Source organism: Acidovorax sp. LjRoot38 (genome assembly GCF_964252975.1).
Classification (GTDB): Bacteria; Pseudomonadota; Gammaproteobacteria; order Burkholderiales; family Burkholderiaceae_C; genus Acidovorax; species Acidovorax facilis.
The window spans coordinates 190,170-207,106 of record NZ_CAXUPT020000001.1 but is presented as its reverse complement, the minus strand read 5'-3'; the positions used below and the strand labels follow the sequence as shown (position 1 = coordinate 207,106).

Below are 16,937 nucleotides of genomic sequence, written 5' to 3'. Positions count from 1 at the left end.
ACCTCCAAACCTATTCGCACCGATTTCTTGCAGTCCACAACCTGCTGCGCAGAAATATCTCACCGGCACCTTGACCGCCCACAACCGTAGAATCCGGGCCACATGCAAGCCACAGATACGGGCGCCGCGCCTCCCAACACTCCCTCCCCGCCCGCTGCAAGCCTGGCCACACGCCTGCGCCGACTGTCTGTCTACTTTGGCAACCAGCGAATGGCCTGGAGCCTTGCCGTTGTTGCCACCCTCGTCGGCGCGATCACCGAGCCGCTGATTCCCGCATTGCTGCAGCCCCTGCTGGACCGGGGCTTCACGCAAGGCACCCTCCAACTGTGGATGGTGCCACTGGCCATCCTGGGCGTGTTTTTTGTGCGGGGCGTTGCCCAGTTCGTCGGCCAGTACGCACTGGCACGCATTGCCAACGAAGGCATGCTGACGCTGCGCCAGTCGCTGTTTGACAGGGTGCTGGCTGCCGAAATGGGCCTGTTCTCGCGCCAGTCGGCCAGCACGCTGTCCAACACCGTGGTGTACGAGGTGCAAACCGGCGCAACCCTGCTCGTACAGGCACTGCTAGGGGTGTCGCGCGACGGATTCACACTGGTGGCGCTGCTGGTGTACCTGCTGTACCTCAACTGGCAGCTCACGCTGATCGTCGCCGTGGTCGTGCCGGGCGTGGCGTGGATCATGAAGACCTTGTCCCGGCGCCTTTACCACCTGACCAAAAGCAGCCAGCAGGCCACCGACGAACTCGCCTATGTGGTGGAAGAAAACGTGCTGGCCCACCGCATGGTCCGGCTGCATGGCGCGCAGCCTGGCCAGGCCGGGCGCTTCGCCGCCTTGAGCCAGAGCCTGCGACGCCTGGCGATCAAGTCCACCATCGCCTCCGCAGCCATGACGCCGCTGACGCAGCTACTCGCCGCTGCGGCGCTCTCCGTAGTGATCTGCATTGCCCTGTGGCAGAGCCGTGGCACCGTGGACGCCAAGGATGTCACCGTCGGCGGCTTCGTGTCATTCATCACGGCCATGCTGATGCTTATTGCGCCCATACGCCGCCTTGCCGATGTCGCCAGCCCGATCACGCGGGGTGTTGCCGCCCTGGAGCGGGGGCTGGCACTGCTGGGAGACACCGGAGCCGAAGCGGGCGGCCAGTTCCGCAAGGACCGCGCCCAGGGGGCGCTGGAACTCAAGCAGGTCACGGTGTCATTTGGCCCTGACCACGCCCCTGCACTGGACCACATCAGCTTGCGCGTGGAGCCTGGCGAAATCGTCGCCCTGGTCGGCCCCTCCGGGGCAGGCAAGACCACGCTGGTCAACCTGTTGCCACGGTTTGTGACGCCCGCTTCGGGTGAAATACTGGTCGACGAGACCCCGTTGCCAGAGTGGGACCTCGGATCGCTGCGCTCGCAATTCGCCATGGTGAGCCAAGACGTGGTGATGTTCAACGACACCATTGCGGCCAACGTGGCACTGGGGCACGCGGTGGATGAAGCACGCGTGCAGGCGTGCCTGGCGGCCGCCAACCTGGCCGAACACGTGGCAGCACTCCCCCAGGGCATGCACACGGTGGTGGGTCACAACGCCACGCAGTTGTCGGGGGGGCAGCGCCAGCGGCTGGCGATTGCGCGAGCGCTGTACAAGGACGCCCCCATCCTGATCCTGGACGAAGCCACCTCGGCGCTGGACACCGAATCCGAACGGCTGGTACAGGACGCCCTGCAGCGCCTGATGCAGGGACGTACCACCTTGGTCATTGCGCACCGCCTGTCCACCATCGAGCATGCCAACCGGGTCATCGTCATGGAGCGTGGGCGCATTGCCGAACAAGGCACACACGCTGAGCTGATGGCGATGGGCGGACTGTACGCACGCCTGCAGGCCCGGCCTGCCTCAGGCGAAACTGCCGCATTGCACTGAACACGCTATTGCGTGCTATTGCGTGCTAACCGGCGCGCGACAACGGCCGATCCCAGCGCTACGTCTACCACCGGCCCCGGTTGGGCTGGCGCTTGCGGATGGCTGCGGCGATTTTGTCGGCGGATTCGGTACGACTCACCCGCAAGGCAAAGTCGGCGGCCGTGAGCCCCAGCTGGTTCTTGAGCGTGGGGTCCGCGCCCTCATCCAGCAGCAGCTGAACGGCCTCGTTGGAACCGTATTGCGCCGCCATCATGAGGGGCGTGGTGCCGTTGGGTGATGTGGCATCGATGTAAGCGTGGTTTTCCAGCAGCAACGCGATGATGGCTACATGCTGGCGCGAACCTGCAGAGGCCGCATAGTGCAAGGGCGCCCAGCCTGTCTTGTTCACATCCGCATCGCGTGCCAGCAGCGCCTTTACGGCTTCCAGATTGCCCTTGAGGGCCGCCATCATCAAGGGACTTTCGTCCTGCGCATTGCGGGCCTCCACGTTCACCTGGCTGGATGCCAGCAAGGCTGCAAACGCTTTGGACGACCCATTCTGTAAAGCGATGGTCAGGCCCACCTGCCCTTTCGGGTCGCGCGTATTGGGATCAAAACCCCTGCGCAACAGCGCCGCAATGGCAGCATCGTCATCACGCAGGATGGCGACAAAAAAATCCTCATAGGCTCCGGCCCAGATGCCGGGGGCGGCAAGCCCCAGCGCCAGGGTGGCCAGCGCATTGCGGCGATGGCAAATCATGCGGTCACTCCCTTGAACAGAATGTCGAAGTTGCGGCTGGTGGCGTCGGCCACTTCCTCCAGCGTCAGCCCCTTGGTCTCGGCCACCTGCCGGGCCACATAAGGCACATACGAGGGATTGTTGGTCTTGCCGCGATACGGCACGGGCGCCAGATAGGGGCTGTCGGTTTCGATCAGCGTGCGGTCCAGCGGCACAAAGGCCACCACGTCGCGCAGCTCCTGGGCGCTCTTAAAGGTCACGATGCCCGAGAAGGAAATGTAGTAGCCCAGATCCAGCGCCGCACGCGCCACCTGCATCGACTCGGTAAAGCAGTGGAAGACACCGCCTGCACGGTTTCCGGGGCCGTCCTCGCCCTCTTCGCGCAGGATGGCGAGGGTGTCGTCCGACGCGCTGCGCGTATGGATGACCAAGGGCTTTTCGCACACCCGGGCCGCACGGATATGGTTGCGAAAACGGTCGCGCTGCCACTCCAGATCGGCAATGCTGCGCCCGCCCTTGCGGTCTTCCATGCCGTAGTAGTCGAGCCCCGTTTCGCCAATGGCCACTACGCGCGGCAGGGCGGCACGGTCCAGCAGGTCCTGCACCGATGGCTCGGCAATGCCTTCGTTGTCGGGGTGCACCCCCACCGTGCTCCAGAAGTTGTCGTGCGCCATGGCCAGGGCATGTACCCCGTCGAATTCTTCCAGCGTGGTGCAGATGCAAAGAGCCCGGGTGACCTGTGCCTCGGCCATGGCCTGGCGGATGGCGGGCAGCTGGCTCACCAGTTCCGGAAAATTGAGATGGCAGTGCGAATCAGTGAACATGCGGTTTCAAATTAGTCGTTTCTGGGGCGCAACGCGGGCCGTCAAAGGCGGCGCAGCGCTCTGGAGTAAAGATACGCCATCCGCTCCCTCGTCGTGGGCGCCCATAAAAAATGCCGACCAGCCTGCGCAGGTCGGCACGGTGGCGGCGCCAAACTCAGATGGTCTGGGTGGGCCGGTCGGACCCCAGGGATGTGCCCAGCAGCTCCTCAATCTTGGCCTTCAGCTGGCGCGACTTTTCGTCCTTGGGAAACTGGATGCCCACGCCCTGGGTGCGGTTGCCCGCAGCCCGTGCTGGCGTGACCCATGCCACGCGCCCCGCCACCGGATAGCGCTGCGTGTCGTCCGGCAGCGTGAGCAGCACATAGACATCATCGCCCAGCTTGTAGTCCCGCTGGGTGGGGACAAAAATGCCCCCTTCGGCAAAAAAGGGAATGTAGGCCGCGTACAGGGCCCCCTTTTCCTTGATGGCCAGCTGCATGACGCTGGGGCGAGGGGCGGTGGATGGACTGCTCATGGATGGATGGGTGCGGCTCAGTGCTTGGAGTGTAGGGTGTTTCGCGCCTGGGCGACAAGCGCCTCCAGCATGAGGCCAGCATTGAAAGGATGGTCCGCCGTGCGTGCAGCCTTGGCCAGTGCGCGCGACCAGCGGGTCAGAGCTCCCAACGGCGGCACCGTCTTGGGCAGGTCTGCGGGTGCAAAGTAGCGCGGCGCGCCGCCTACGCTGGCCGCCAGCAGGTCATGGCAGAGTTTTTGCAGTGCGTCGATCACCTGCGCGGGCGACCAGTCTCCCAAGGCAGTCACATCGCCCTTGGCCACCGCCTGCGGCAAGGCCGACCAGGCTTGTGGACTTCGGCCCGAGCGCGCCAGTGCCAACGCATCGTCGGGCCGCCCGCCTGCGGCCCGCAAAAAAGACACAGCGGCACCCGCAGCGATGCCCTGCCCTTGCAGCCACTGCAGCATCTGGTCCTGTGCGGGCCAGACCATGGTGTGGCCCAGGCAGCGGCTGCGAATGGTGGGCAGCAATTGGTGCGCCGCCTCGCTAGCGAGTACAAAGCGCACGTCACCCGGCGGCTCCTCCAGGGTCTTGAGCAAGGCATTGGCCGTGATGTGGTTCATCTGCTCGGCCGGGTACACCAGCACCGCCTTGCCTTTGCCGCGCGCCGAGGTGCGCTGCGAGAACTCCACCGCATCGCGCATGGCTTCCACGCGGATCTCGCGGCTGGGCTTGCGCTTCTTGTCGTCGATGTCCGCCTGGGCCTTTTCCGACAAGGGCCAGCCCAGCGCCATCATCTGCACCTCGGGCATCAGCACACACAGATCGGCGTGGGTGCGCACGTCGATGGCGTGGCAACTGCTGCATTGGCCGCACGCGCCCTGCTCTGTGGGCGCATCGCACAGCCAGGCCCGCACCAGCTCCAACCCCAAGGCGTACTGGCCCAGGCCCGACGGCCCCTGCAACAACCACGCGTGGCCGCGCTGGGCCAGCAGGCTGGCGCGCTGCGCGGCAATCCACGGCGCCAATGCCACTGTGGCCTCGCTCATTGCGCCCCCCCCTGGGACGCCACCATGATCGCCAGCCACCCCTTGCGCACAAACACGCTGGTGAGCTGCTGCCAAACGCGGTGGCGGTCTTGGGCCGCGTCAAGGCGCGCAAAGCGCTGCGGCGCTGCAGCGGCGCGGTCGGCATAGCCCTGGGCAACGCGGCGGAAGAACTCCACAGGCTGGGCCTCGAAACGGTCGGGCACACGCGCACCGGCCAGGCGTTCTGCAGCCACTTCCGGCGCCAGGTCAAACCACACCGTAAGATCGGGTTCACGCATCAAATCTGCCTCTGGCGCAAGTCCAGTCTGCGCAAGACGCTCCAATATTGCTAGCACATCAAGATCAAAGCCGCGCCCCGCGCCCTGGTAGGCAAAGGTGGCATCGGTGAAGCGGTCGCACAGCACCACGTCGCCCCGCGCCAGGGCGGGCTCGATCACATTGCGCAGGTGGTCCCGGCGGGCCGCAAAGATCAGCAGCGACTCGGTGAGCGCATCCATCGGGTCGTTGAGGACCATCTCGCGCAGTTTTTCGGCCAGCGGCGTGCCGCCTGGCTCGCGGCTGACGGTGACAGCACGGCCCTGTGCCCGAAAGGCAGTGGCCAGCCCCTCGATGTGCGAGGACTTGCCCGCACCGTCGATGCCTTCAAAGGTGATGAACAGACCGGGTCGTGACATGAAAACCTTGGTGGAAGAATCTACTGCTGGCCGCGTTGGTAGCGGTTGACGGCACGGTTGTGCTCCTCCAGCGACGTGCTGAAGTGGCTGGCGCCATCGCCCTTGGCCACAAAGTACAGGGCGCGCGTGGCGTCCGGCTGCACGGCGGCCAGCAGCGACGCCTTGCCGGGCATGGCAATCGGAGTGGGCGGCAGGCCTGCGCGGGTGTAGGTGTTCCAGGGCGTGTCCGTCTGCAGGTCGCGGCGGCGCAGGTTGCCATCAAACTTCTCGCCCAGGCCGTAGATCACCGTGGGGTCGGTCTGCAGCAGCATGCCCACGCGCAGCCGGTTGGCAAACACGCCCGCAATCTGGCCCCGGTCGCTGGCCCTGCCCGTTTCCTTCTCCACGATGCTGGCCAGAATCAGGGCCTCTTCGGCCGACTTGAGGGGTGTGTCCGCCGCGCGTTGCGCCCAGGCGGCTTCGAGGCGGCGGTCCATGGCATGCATCGCCCGGCGCAACACAGCGATGTCGCTGGAGCCTTTGGCGTAGGTGTAGGTGTCCGGAAAGAAGCGCCCCTCGGGTGGCACACCGGGGCGGCCCAGTTGGGCCATCAGCGCTTCGTCGGTCAGCGTGGCGACATCGCGCTTGAGTTGGTCTTCCTTGGCCAGCGCCTGGCGCACCTGGCGCCAGTTCCAGCCCTCGACCAGGGTGATGGCGCGCAGGCTCTCTTCGCCGCGCACCAGCTTTTGCAGCAGGCTGCGGGGCGTGGTGCCAGGGGGGATTTCATAGTTGCCGGCCTTGATGGCACGGTCCTGCCCCGATAAGCGGAACCAGGCGTAGAGCATGCGGGCATCCACGCGCGCGCCAGCAGCCACCACATCGCGGGCGACGCCCCGGGGTGTGGTGCCGGGCTCGATGGCCAGCTCCAGAGGCTCGCTGCCGGTCACCAGCGGCTGGTGCAGCCACCAAAAAGCCGCACCACCGGATGCGATCAAAACCAACGCGATCAAAGCCAGTAAACGTCGCACAACCCTGCCGTCTGTGTGTATGAAACAGGGCATCATAATTCAGCGATGACTTACCCCCTGAACGGCATTGCCCCCCTGTCCCACCTGGGCGTGATTCGCGTGGAAGGCGAAGACGCCGCCAAGTTTCTGCACGGCCAGCTCACCCAGGATTTCGCCCTGCTGGGCATGGACCAGGCCCGCCTCGCAGCCTTTTTGTCGGCCAAGGGCCGCATGCAGGCCAGCTTCATCGGCTTCAAGCGCAGCGCTACCGAGGTGCTGCTGGTGTGCAGCCGCGACCTGCTGCCCCCCACGCTCAAGCGCCTGTCGATGTTTGTATTGCGCGCCAAGGCCAAGCTGACCGACGCCACCAACGACTTTGCCCTGTACGGTCTGGCCGGAGACACCGTGCCCGACGGCAGCCAGCCCGCCTGGACCAAGGCCGATATCGGCACCGCGTCGGTGGTCCACCTGTACCCCGCCGATGGCCAGCCCCGGGCCCTGTGGGTGGCCCCGGCCGTTGACCCGGCCCCCGCAGGCCCCGCGCTGGAAGCCGCGCTGTGGCTCTGGAGCGAGGTGAAGAGCGGCGTGGCAACCCTGACCACGCCCGTGGTCGAGGCCTTTGTGCCCCAGATGCTGAACTATGAATCCGTGGGTGGCGTGAACTTCAAGAAGGGCTGCTACCCCGGCCAGGAAGTGGTGGCGCGCAGCCAGTTCCGGGGCACGCTCAAGCGCCGGGCCTACATCGCCCATGCGGCGGCCGAAGTAGCAGTGGGAGCCGAAGTGTTCAACACGGCAGACCTGGAACAGCCCTGCGGCACCGTGGTGCAGGTGGCTTCTGCGCCGAGCGGCGGATTCGACACCATCGTGTCGCTGCAGATCAGCGCCGCGCAGGAAGGCAGCCTGCAGGTGGGTGCCACGGACGGCGTAGCGTTGGCCCTGCGGCCGCTGCCCTACGCGCTGCTCGAAGATATTTGAATAAAAATGGGCTCCAGCGCCTATCCATCAAGCGCAAGCAGCTCATTTATTAATATCAAAATCAACTACAGCCGCTGCGCCATCGCAATGTGCGCGATGCCAGCCTCTTCGTAAGGCTCACCCACCGCGGAGAAACCGGCGCGGCGGTAAAACCCCTCAGCGCTGCGCTGGGCGTGCAATTGCACCTCCGTGTCGCCCCGGGCGCGGGCGGCGGCGGCCAGCGCATCCAGCAACTGCCGCCCCCACTGCGCACCACGCACCGAGCGGTCCACGGCCATGCGGCCGATGCGGCCCACACCCGGTGACTGCTGCAGCAAGCGGCCTGCAGCAATGGGCATTCCCAGCCGGTTGTAGAGCACGGCATGGCGGGCCGAGATGTCGTGCACATCGGCTTCGATTTCGGCGGGAATGCCCTGCTCGTGCACAAACACCTCCGTGCGCACACGGCCTGCATCGCGGCCCAGCGTGTTCCAGTCGCCCGTGCGCACCTCGGCCATGTCGGCACCGGCCTCAAAGCCCTCGAAGATGGCGCGCAGCGCGGGTGGCACCGGGCGCGAGGTCTGCGTGGCCGGGTCGGCAAACACATAGACCAGTTCGGCCGAGATCAGCAACCGGTCGCCACAGAAAATGCCCGCCGTGAACAGGCAGGATGAGTTGCCGATGCGCGTGCAGCGCAGGCCCACATCCAGCGTGTCATCGAGCCGCGCAGAGGCGTGGTATTCCACCGTGGCCTTCTTCACATACATCTCACCGCCCAGTACATGCATGCTCGCCTCGTAAGGCAAACCCAGCGCGCGCCAGTAGTCGCTCATGGCCGTGTCGATGTACATGAGGTAGTGCGCGTTGAACACGATCTTTTGCATGTCCACCTCGGCCCAGCGCACGCGCAGGCGGTGGAAACAGCGGAATTCGTTGCGTTGCATGTTGTCTTCACTCCATTCCAAAGGCCAATCGCAGCGCCCGGGCTGCGTCGGCATGGGCCTTGCGCGCCTCGGGGATGGCGCGGCCCATCTTGATGAATTCGTGGGTCACGCCCCGGTAGATGTCCAGATCTACGGGCACACCGGCCAGGCGCAATTTGTCGGCGTACTCAATGCCTTCATCCACCAGCGGGTCACACTCCGCCAGACCGATCCAGGCGGGGGCCACACCATCGACATCCGGCGCATGCAGCGGGGCAAAGCGCCAGTCTTCGCGCTCGGCGCGGCTTTGCACGTAGTTGCCGAAGAACCAGCTGATGGCAGGCTCTTCCAGCACCAGGCCGCGCGCGAACAGCGCGTGAGATGGCGTGTCTTGATGGGCGGCGCAGCCCGGGTAGATCAGCAGTTGCAGCGCCAGCGGCAGGCCCGCATCGCGCGCCAGAATGGCGTTGACCGCGGCCAGCGTGCCCCCCGCGCTGTCGCCCCCAACGGCCAGGCGCTGCGGGTCGGCACCCAGGCGCTCGGCGTTGGCAGCCAGCCACTGCAGCGCATCCCACGCATCGTTGCTGGCCGTGGGAAAGCGGTGCTCCGGCGCCAGCCGGTAGTCCAGCGACACCACCATGCAACCCGCCAGACGCGCCAGCTCGCGGCACAGAATGTCGTGCGTGGCGATGTTGCCAATGGTGAAGCCGCCGCCGTGCGTGTACAGCAGCACGGGCAAGCCCTTGTCGGTGCTGGGCGCGTACAGCCGTGCGGGCAGCATGGCGCCGTCGCGGGCCGGGATCTGCAGGTCCTCCACCCGCGCCAGTGCGGCCTTGGGCACCTCCAGCACATCCGCGCCCGCCTGGTAAGCGATGCGTGCCTCCTGCGGCGTGCGCGTGTGCAGCGGTGGGTGCCCCGCGCGGGCCATGCGTTCGAGAACGCTGCGCATCTGGGGGGTGAGACGGGTGTGGTGGATGTGCAGGTCGGTCAACGGTTGGGGTCTCGGCAAAAAAACAAAACGGCCCGCACGGCGGCGGGCCGCTCATCGGTGGCTTACTTGAAGGTCACGCGCACCGGTGCGGCGCCGGGCAGGCCATCGTAGGTGGCCGTCACCGACAAACCGGCCTTGGGTGGCAGCAGGGGCGAGAATGAGCCCAGGCTGATCAGATCGCCCGGCTGCATGGCCAGGCCTTCTTGCGCCAACGCGCCCGCCAGCCACACCACGGCATTGAGCGGATGCTCCAGGATGTCGCTGCCCTTGCCACCGCCCAGGCGCGCGCCCGCGCCATCGGTCAGCGACACGTTCATGTCGGCCAGCGCCTTCAGCATGGCAAAACGCTCGCCGCGATAGGCTGGCACAGCAATGGGTGTACCCGCCACGCCCAGGCGCGCGCCCACGTTGATGGCCGTCACGCCTGCGCCATTGAGCTTGGGCGGCGCCTGCACCATCAGGTCGGGCAATTCCATGAACGGGATGATCTGGTCCACGGCATCCAGCACGTCCATGGGGGTCTTGGCCTGGTTGATGGCGGCGCTTTTCACGCGCACCAGCATGTCGGCCTCGTACAGTGGGCGGGCACCGAAGGCCGCATCCACCGTGGCGCCACTGGGCAGCACCATGCCTTCGTAGAGCTTGCCCCAAACGGGTTTGTCGGTGTTGAAGCGCTTTTGCACAGCGGGGTTGGTCAGGCCCGCCTTGTAGCCAATCACCTTGCCCATGCGCTGTGCCAGCAATGCGTTGACCTTGCCGCGTGTACAGGCGCCGTCGGCGTCAGTGAGGTTCTCGGGGTTGGCGGCCGGGGTCTTGGCCACATAGTTGGCCACCAGGTCGGCGGCCTGCGCATCGGTCAGGCACTGGGCCTGGGCGCTTGTCACAGATGCGACGGCTACCAGGGCCGCCATCAGGGTTTGCTTCGTTTTCACGCGTGTCTCCTCCTTATAAAGTGAGCTCAGAACTCGTTTCAAGGGCTGGCGAGCTATCGTAATCGCTGGCACTCCCATTCACACACCCTGTTGCACCATGGCTTTCATCTACTACGTCACCCAGATCCAGTTTGAATTCGGCGCCGTCAAGCTGCTGAAACAAGAGTGCGAGCGTGTGGGCATCACCCGCCCTCTGATCGTGACAGACCCTGGCGTGAAGGCCGCAGGCGTGCTGCAAAAGGCGCTCGATGCGCTGCCAGATATGACGGTGGCCGTGTTTGACCAGACCCCGTCCAACCCCACCGAAGCCGCCGTGCGCGCTGCAGTAGAGATGTACAAGGCGCAAGGCTGCGACGGCCTGATTGCCGTGGGTGGCGGCTCGGCCATCGACTGCGCCAAGGGCATCGCGATTGCCGCCACGCACGAAGGCCCCCTCACCCACTACGCCACCATCGAAGGCGGCTCCCCGCGCATCACCGACCGCGCTGCGCCGCTGATTGCCGTGCCCACCACCAGCGGCACGGGCAGCGAGGTGGCACGCGGCGCCATCATCATCGTGGACGACCACCGCAAGCTTGGCTTTCACTCGTGGAATCTGGTGCCCAAGACGGCCATCTGCGACCCCGAACTCACGCTGGGCCTGCCCCCCATGCTCACTGCCGCTACGGGCATGGATGCGATTGCACACTGCATGGAAACCTTCATGTCCGCCGCGTTCAACCCACCCGCTGACGGCATTGCGCTGGACGGCCTCACACGCGGCTGGGCGAACATCGAGCAGGCCACCAAAAACGGCAGCGACCGCGACGCGCGCCTGCACATGATGAGCGCCAGCATGCAGGGCGCCATGGCCTTCCAGAAGGGCCTGGGCGCGGTGCACTCACTCAGCCACAGCCTGGGCGGCGTGAACCCGCGCCTGCACCACGGCACGCTCAACGCCATGTTCCTGCCCGCCGTGGTGCGCTTTAACGCTTCGGCCGAATCGGTGCAAAAGGAAAAGCGCCTGGAACGCATGGCACACGCCATGGGCCTGGCCAGCGCGGGCGACATCCCCGAAGCCATCCGCGACATGAACGCCCGCCTGGGCCTGCCCACGGGCCTGGCGGCCATGGGGGTGACCGAAGCCCTGTTCGACGACATCATCAAGGGCGCCATGGCCGACCACTGCCACAAGACCAACCCGCGCATTGCCACGCCCGAGGAATACCGCGACATGCTGGCGCAGTCGCTGTAAGAGCCTGCCCAAAGCGTATTGGTGATCTCCCTGCGGCGGCGCCACAGCGCCTGGCGCGCCGCCGCCTCCAACGCACATAGAAGCCTTCCTGCCGTGACCGCTCCTGCGGGATTGCGCTGTCCAAACCCATCTCACGCGATTCACTACGCGCTAGACTCCGACTCGTCAACAATTAATTAACAATTCATTACCCTGGTGGAGAGCCAGTTCAATGTCGTTCTGGCGCTGCCCGGAGACTTTGATCAGGCCCTGGGGGGAGGGCCACTGTCGATGCGCACCGGAAATCTCAGCACCTGGCTCCTGCGGGGCACCTATCCCCGGCTGTATGTGCCTATCGTGCTGATCATCGTGCTGGTCAGCACGGTGCGCTACCACTACCTGGTGGCCACAGAAACCGACGAGGTGCGCCGCCATGCCGCCACCGAACTGCGCCGTGCTGGGGATGCGCTGCTGCCGTCGCTGGCGACCCTGCCCGCCTCGGACCGCCAGGCCCAGGCCACGCTGCTCAGCGAAGGGATTGCCAGCTTCGGGCCGGGCATCCATTCGCTGAAATGGCAGGTGGACAACGAGCCCGCCACCGAAGCCCGGGCGCCCCGCCTGCCCGCCACCGCGCCAGACTGGTTTGCCCAATGGGTCAACATTGCACCGCCCTCGCAGCAGTTCAGCCAGGCGTTGTCCAGCGGCGGGGCCTCCGGGCGCCTGACGGTGACGCTGCAGGCGGCCCCCCTCGTCGGCCAGGTCTGGAGCACGGTGGTGGTGCAGTTGCGCATCTCGGCCCTCAACATTTTCACCATCCTGCTGCTGCTCACCCTGCTGCTGCGGGCCAATGCCCGCATGCTGCGCCGCCTGGCAGAAGCCACCGATGCGTTCCGCCAGGGCCGCCTGGACACGCGCATGGAGGTGACGGGCACGCTCGAATCGCGCGCCATGGCGGCCACCTTCAATGACATGGCGGGCAAGGTCCAGTCGCTGGTGCTGTCGCTGCGCGAAACCCAGCAGCAGCAAAGCGAACAACTGCACTTCACACGCCAGCTGATCGACGCCCTGCCCCTGCCGGTTTTCGTGCGGGATGCGAAGGGTGTCACCCTCGAAGTCAACTGCGCATGGCAGCGGCTTTTTCATGCCCCTGCCGGTGCTGGCAGCGCTCAGGCCTCGACACCCCCGTATCCCCAGGAGCTGTCGCCTGAGCGCTCCACCCAGATCGCCCAGGCACAGGACAACGAGATCCGCGTGCACCCCGCCAACCACCAGCCCCCAAGGGACATGGCCTACTACGAGGCCCCATTCACCACCACCCGGGGCACGCTGGCCGGCACCATTGGCACCCTGGTGGATGTGACCGAACGCAAACGCGCCCAGGAGGCCCTGCGCGCCGAGAAGGAACGCGCCGAGGTCACGCTTGCCTCCATCGGCGACGGGGTGATCACCACCGACCCCTCGGGCTGCATCGAAACCATCAACGAGGCCGCACAGCTCATGACCGGCTTCACCGCCGACCAGGCGCTGGGGCGGCAGCTGGACGACGTGTTTCGCCTGTATGAAGAGCTTGCCAGCCGCAACGCCAGTTCTGCGGCCGAGCGGGACACCGTGCCCGGCGCCCTGCAGCCGGTCACGCACGAGGTGCTGATCCACCGCTCAGGCGAACGCTACGCCATCGAGTACACCGCGTCAGCGATCCGCCAGGGCGATGGCACGGCCGCAGGCTGCGTGCTGGTGTTCCGCGACGTGACCGAAACCCGCAACCTGCGCCACCAGATTTCATGGCACGCACGGCACGATCCGCTCACCGGGTTGTACAACCGCGCCGCCCTGGCCGAGCGGCTGACCCATGCCATCTTCGTGGCACGGCAAAAAGGGCTGCTGCTGGCGGTGTGCATGCTCGACCTGGACCATTTCCAGACCGTGAACGACGCCCACGGCAACCGCGTGGGCGACCGTCTGCTCAAGGAAACCGCGCGGCGCCTGGGCGCCTTCATCACGCCGCAGGACGCCGTGGCGCGCATGGGGGGCGATGAGTTTGTGCTGCTGCTGGGCGAGCTGCCCGACGTACCCGCCATCCAGGCGCGTGTGGACGTGCTCATGCAGCAGCTGGCCGCCCCCTACGCCATCGACGACCGCGTGCTGCACACCACCGTGAGTGTGGGCGTGGCCGTGTTTCCGCAAGACGACGCCAACCCCGACACCCTGCTGCGCCACGCCGACCAGGCCATGTGCCAGGCCAAGGGCTTCGGCCGCAACCAGATGCATGTGTTCGACGTGCAGCTGGACCACGCCGTGCAGACCCAGCACACGCGCCAGACCCGCGTGGCCCAGGCGCTGCACGCGGGCGAGCTGGTGCTGCACTACCAGCCCAAGGTGAACCTGCGCACCGGCGAAATCCTCGGGCTGGAGGCCCTGCTGCGCTGGCAACACCCCGAGCAGGGCCTGCTGGGCCCGCAGCATGTGCTGCCCCTGATCGAGGATGCCGAGCTGGAGGTGGAAGTGGGCGAATGGGTGCTGCGCCAGGCCCTGGCACAGATGCGGCAGTGGACGGACGCCGGCATGCTGTGGGAGGTGAGCGTGAACATCTCCGCGCCCCACTTTCACCGGGCCAATTTTGTGGAGCGGCTCAAGGACATCCTGCACACCTGCCCCGAGGTGTCGCCCACCCGCCTGGAGCTGGAAATCCTCGAATCTGCAGCCTTGCAAGACATGCAGTACATGCGCCACATGATGCAAAGCTGCCAGGCGCTGGGCGTGCGTTTTGCGCTGGACGACTTCGGCACCGGCTTCTCCTCGCTGTCTTACCTGAAGCGCCTGCCCGCCGAAACCATCAAGATCGACCAGTCGTTCGTGCGCGGCATTCTGGAAGACGGCGACGACCTCACACTCGTGAGCGCCATCGTCGCGTTGGCCGCCGCCTTCCACCGGCATGTGGTGGCCGAGGGCGTAGAAACCGCCGAGCAATGCGCCAAGCTGCTGGAGCTGGGCTGCGAGCGCGCCCAGGGCTTTGGCATTGCACGGCCCATGCCTGCGCACGAGGTGCTGACCTGGGCCCGGGAGCACGCTGCTCGCCATGCGGCCCGGGCGGTGCAGGAGGCGGCGCGGCGGCTTGCCTCAACCTGAGTACTACAGCGGTTGCACTGCGTTCATGTCGGGCCGCGCCAGCCACGCCTGCCACTCGTCCACCAGCTGCTGGCTGGCCCGCGTAGCCGCAAGCCAGGCCTTGGCACGCGCGGCGCTGTCGGTGCCGTAGTGGGTGAAATCGTTGCGGTCGGGCAGCTTGGCGTTGGGCAAGGAGCGCACCCAGTCGGGGCTGGGCGACAGCACCACCATGTTGTCCAGCGACGGGGTGGAACGGTGGCGCCACTTGAGCCCCTTGTCCAGCCAGCCGGGCACCACCTGGTGCTGGAAATGCGGGTACAGCACCAGGCCGGGCGAGGCAGTCGGGCCAGAATTTGAGTTTTTTTGGCCGCCAGCGCTTGTTGGATAAGCGCTACCAGCTATTAATTCAATAGCATTCTGTGATTGCTGAACGTAGGACAGGTGCAGGTGGTAGTCGGTGATGCCCCCGTCCCAATACGCTCCACGGGGCGCACCCGGAATGTTGTGCACGGCCTGCAGCACAAACGGGATCGAGCAGCTGGCTTGCAGCGCTGGCATGAAGTTGCCGCCGTGCAGCAGCACCTGGCGCGTGCGGTAGTCCGAGGTGCCAAACGGCAATGCAGCGCACGCAGCACCAACGCTCACACCAACACCATCGGCCGTGGCTGCATCGGACGAGGAAAACACCACCCGCTCCAGCCACGCCCCCATCGCCTTGCGGTGCACCGTGTTCGTCAGAAACGCGCCCAGATAGCCCAGCGGCGTGGCCACGCGGTGCTCGCGCCCCAGCAGGTGCCGCCCGCGCGAGGTGACGATGTGCAGGCGGTAGCGCGGGTGGTTCAGCACCTCGTCGATGCGCCCACCATAGAACGCCTGCAGGTTCTGCCCAAACCGCTCGCTCACATGCGCGGCCGTGGGGCGCTTCTTGCCCGGCGGCAGGTCGTAGTGCTGGTGGATGTAGTCGTGCTCCAGCCGCTCGAAAGCCGCCACCGATTGCTGCAAGCAGGCCGTGGCCATGCGCCAGGCGCCGATCGAGGCGCCCACCAGGTGCACCGTCTGGCTGGACTGGGGCAGCCACTCCCCAAAGATGAAACGGTCCAGCGGACCCAGGATCAGGCCCTTGGGGCCCCCTGCCGCCGCAGGGATCACGCCCACATCGCCGGGCTGCAGCCCGTGGTTTTGAAGGTGTTGGCGGGCGCGGGGGCCGGCATGGATGCGAAGGGCTTTCATGGGCGGCATTTTCGCAAAGCCGCAAGGCGGCTCAAAACCAGCTCTCACACCACGTAGTCAGCAGCCTCAGGCTTCGCAGTCCAGTCGATAGGGTCTTGCTGCAGCACCATGTCGATGTCCAGCCCCAGGGCCAAGCCCACTTCGCCGGGGAACGACACGGCCAGTTCCTTTTCGCCCAGTTCTGCCTCACGCGCCCGGGCGCGCCAGGACGCCAGGTGGATCACACCCGCCAGGGGCTCGTAGGCATTGTTGTCAAACGGCGCGCTCTGGTGGTGCAGGGCATCCACCACCACCTCGGGCAAACGCCAGCGGCGTGCCAGCCCGGCCGTCACATGGCCATAGCAGTATCCAAAGATGCGCTGCTCGATCTTGCCGCGCCGCAGGTCAAACGGGGCCACCAGTGTGTTGACCGACTGGGCTTTGTCCGGGTCGGCCAGGTGAATCACCAGCTCGCCCAGCGCGTGCAGCAGGCCGGTGGTGTACGCAGCGGTCTGGTTCTGGTGCACGATGCCCGCCAGCGACCGTGCCAGCTTGGCCGTGTTGAGGCTGTAGCGCCAGAACTGCTGCATGTGCACGCCGGGCACCGAGCGCGACGCGGTGCCCAGCGGTGCCGACGTGACCAGTGTGCGAACCTGGGCAATACCCAGCAGTGCCAGTGCTTCGGGGATGCCGGCAATCTGGCGCGGTACCTGGAAGGTGTGGGAATTGGCCAGCTCCAGCAGCCGCCCGGCCAGGGCCGGATCGGTGCCGAAAAGCTGGTTCAGACGCCGCAGGCTGGGCTCTTCATGCGCCAGCTCGCTCATCAGCAATGCCACAGTGCGCGGAAGGCTGGGCAGAGCTACGGGTTGGGCCAGCAGTGCGTTCAGCTCCATGGGGTCAGGCACCAGAGTTGGGGTTGCTGGCGATTATGGCCCCCAACCTGCCGCAAACCCAGGCC

The 16,937-nt window shown here is 66.2% G+C and carries 15 protein-coding genes; 4 read left to right on the top strand and 11 right to left on the bottom strand.

Annotated features, from left to right (window positions below; translation table 11 throughout):
• Window positions 1-102: 102 nt before the first annotated feature.
• The gene (msbA, locus tag ACSQ22_RS00945; RefSeq protein ID WP_436129132.1) at window positions 103-1,908 is read left to right on the top strand and encodes a lipid A export permease/ATP-binding protein MsbA; all 1,806 of its coding nucleotides are present in this window, start codon (window positions 103-105) and stop codon (window positions 1,906-1,908) included.
• A gap of 64 nt (window positions 1,909-1,972) precedes the next feature.
• On the opposite strand, the gene ACSQ22_RS00940 is transcribed toward msbA, so the two are convergent.
• The 6 genes from ACSQ22_RS00940 to mltG all read right to left on the bottom strand — a co-directional run bounded on the left by ACSQ22_RS00940 (window position 1,973) and on the right by mltG (window position 6,673).
• Window positions 1,973-2,647, bottom strand: coding sequence for an ankyrin repeat domain-containing protein (locus ACSQ22_RS00940; RefSeq protein WP_055393961.1), 675 nt, complete (start codon window positions 2,645-2,647; stop codon window positions 1,973-1,975).
• Window positions 2,644-3,450 (bottom strand): TatD family hydrolase, encoded by an 807-nt coding sequence (locus ACSQ22_RS00935; protein ID WP_055393963.1) that lies wholly within the window; start codon window positions 3,448-3,450, stop codon window positions 2,644-2,646. Before ACSQ22_RS00935 ends, ACSQ22_RS00940 begins: the two co-directional genes overlap by 4 nt.
• Before the next feature lie 154 nt (window positions 3,451-3,604).
• Complete coding sequence (locus tag ACSQ22_RS00930) at window positions 3,605-3,964, bottom strand: PilZ domain-containing protein (RefSeq protein WP_010465538.1); 360 nt, start codon at window positions 3,962-3,964, stop codon at window positions 3,605-3,607.
• A gap of 17 nt (window positions 3,965-3,981) precedes the next feature.
• Entirely contained in the window at window positions 3,982-4,992 is a 1,011-nt protein-coding gene (locus ACSQ22_RS00925; RefSeq protein ID WP_436129131.1) for a DNA polymerase III subunit delta', read from the bottom strand.
• A complete protein-coding gene (gene tmk / locus ACSQ22_RS00920) occupies window positions 4,989-5,666 on the bottom strand; it encodes a dTMP kinase (RefSeq protein WP_436129130.1) in 678 nt (225 codons plus the stop codon). The genes ACSQ22_RS00925 and tmk overlap by 4 nt, the downstream gene beginning before the upstream one ends.
• Before the next feature lie 20 nt (window positions 5,667-5,686).
• A complete protein-coding gene (gene mltG / locus ACSQ22_RS00915) occupies window positions 5,687-6,673 on the bottom strand; it encodes an endolytic transglycosylase MltG (RefSeq protein ID WP_436129129.1) in 987 nt (328 codons plus the stop codon).
• A gap of 45 nt (window positions 6,674-6,718) precedes the next feature.
• Here mltG and ygfZ point away from each other — a divergent pair, with 45 nt between their 5' ends.
• A complete protein-coding gene (ygfZ, locus tag ACSQ22_RS00910; protein WP_436129128.1) occupies window positions 6,719-7,627 on the top strand; it encodes a CAF17-like 4Fe-4S cluster assembly/insertion protein YgfZ in 909 nt (302 codons plus the stop codon).
• Window positions 7,628-7,692: 65 nt separating this feature from the next.
• On the opposite strand, the gene ACSQ22_RS00905 is transcribed toward ygfZ, so the two are convergent.
• From ACSQ22_RS00905 to ACSQ22_RS00895, 3 genes are all read right to left on the bottom strand, one after another.
• Window positions 7,693-8,550, bottom strand: a complete 858-nt coding sequence (locus ACSQ22_RS00905) for a YbgC/FadM family acyl-CoA thioesterase (RefSeq protein WP_436129127.1) — start codon at window positions 8,548-8,550, stop codon at window positions 7,693-7,695.
• Window positions 8,551-8,557: 7 nt separating this feature from the next.
• Entirely contained in the window at window positions 8,558-9,520 is a 963-nt protein-coding gene (locus ACSQ22_RS00900) for an alpha/beta hydrolase (RefSeq protein ID WP_436129126.1), read from the bottom strand.
• 62 nt (window positions 9,521-9,582) lie between these two features.
• Window positions 9,583-10,452, bottom strand: a complete 870-nt coding sequence (locus ACSQ22_RS00895; RefSeq protein WP_436129125.1) for a 2-keto-4-pentenoate hydratase — start codon at window positions 10,450-10,452, stop codon at window positions 9,583-9,585.
• A 97-nt stretch (window positions 10,453-10,549) separates the two neighbouring features.
• Here ACSQ22_RS00895 and ACSQ22_RS00890 point away from each other — a divergent pair, with 97 nt between their 5' ends.
• Window positions 10,550-11,686 (top strand): iron-containing alcohol dehydrogenase, encoded by a 1,137-nt coding sequence (locus ACSQ22_RS00890; RefSeq protein ID WP_436129124.1) that lies wholly within the window; start codon window positions 10,550-10,552, stop codon window positions 11,684-11,686.
• Between the two features lie 270 nt (window positions 11,687-11,956).
• A complete protein-coding gene (locus ACSQ22_RS00885; protein WP_436129123.1) occupies window positions 11,957-14,791 on the top strand; it encodes a bifunctional diguanylate cyclase/phosphodiesterase in 2,835 nt (944 codons plus the stop codon).
• A 3-nt stretch (window positions 14,792-14,794) separates the two neighbouring features.
• On the opposite strand, the gene ACSQ22_RS00880 is transcribed toward ACSQ22_RS00885, so the two are convergent.
• Together ACSQ22_RS00880 and ACSQ22_RS00875 are read right to left on the bottom strand one after the other, a co-directional pair.
• Window positions 14,795-16,000, bottom strand: coding sequence for a phospholipase (locus tag ACSQ22_RS00880; RefSeq protein ID WP_436129122.1), 1,206 nt, complete (start codon window positions 15,998-16,000; stop codon window positions 14,795-14,797).
• 44 nt (window positions 16,001-16,044) lie between these two features.
• Window positions 16,045-16,872, bottom strand: coding sequence for an HDOD domain-containing protein (locus ACSQ22_RS00875; RefSeq protein WP_055393979.1), 828 nt, complete (start codon window positions 16,870-16,872; stop codon window positions 16,045-16,047).
• Window positions 16,873-16,937 lie beyond the last annotated feature (65 nt).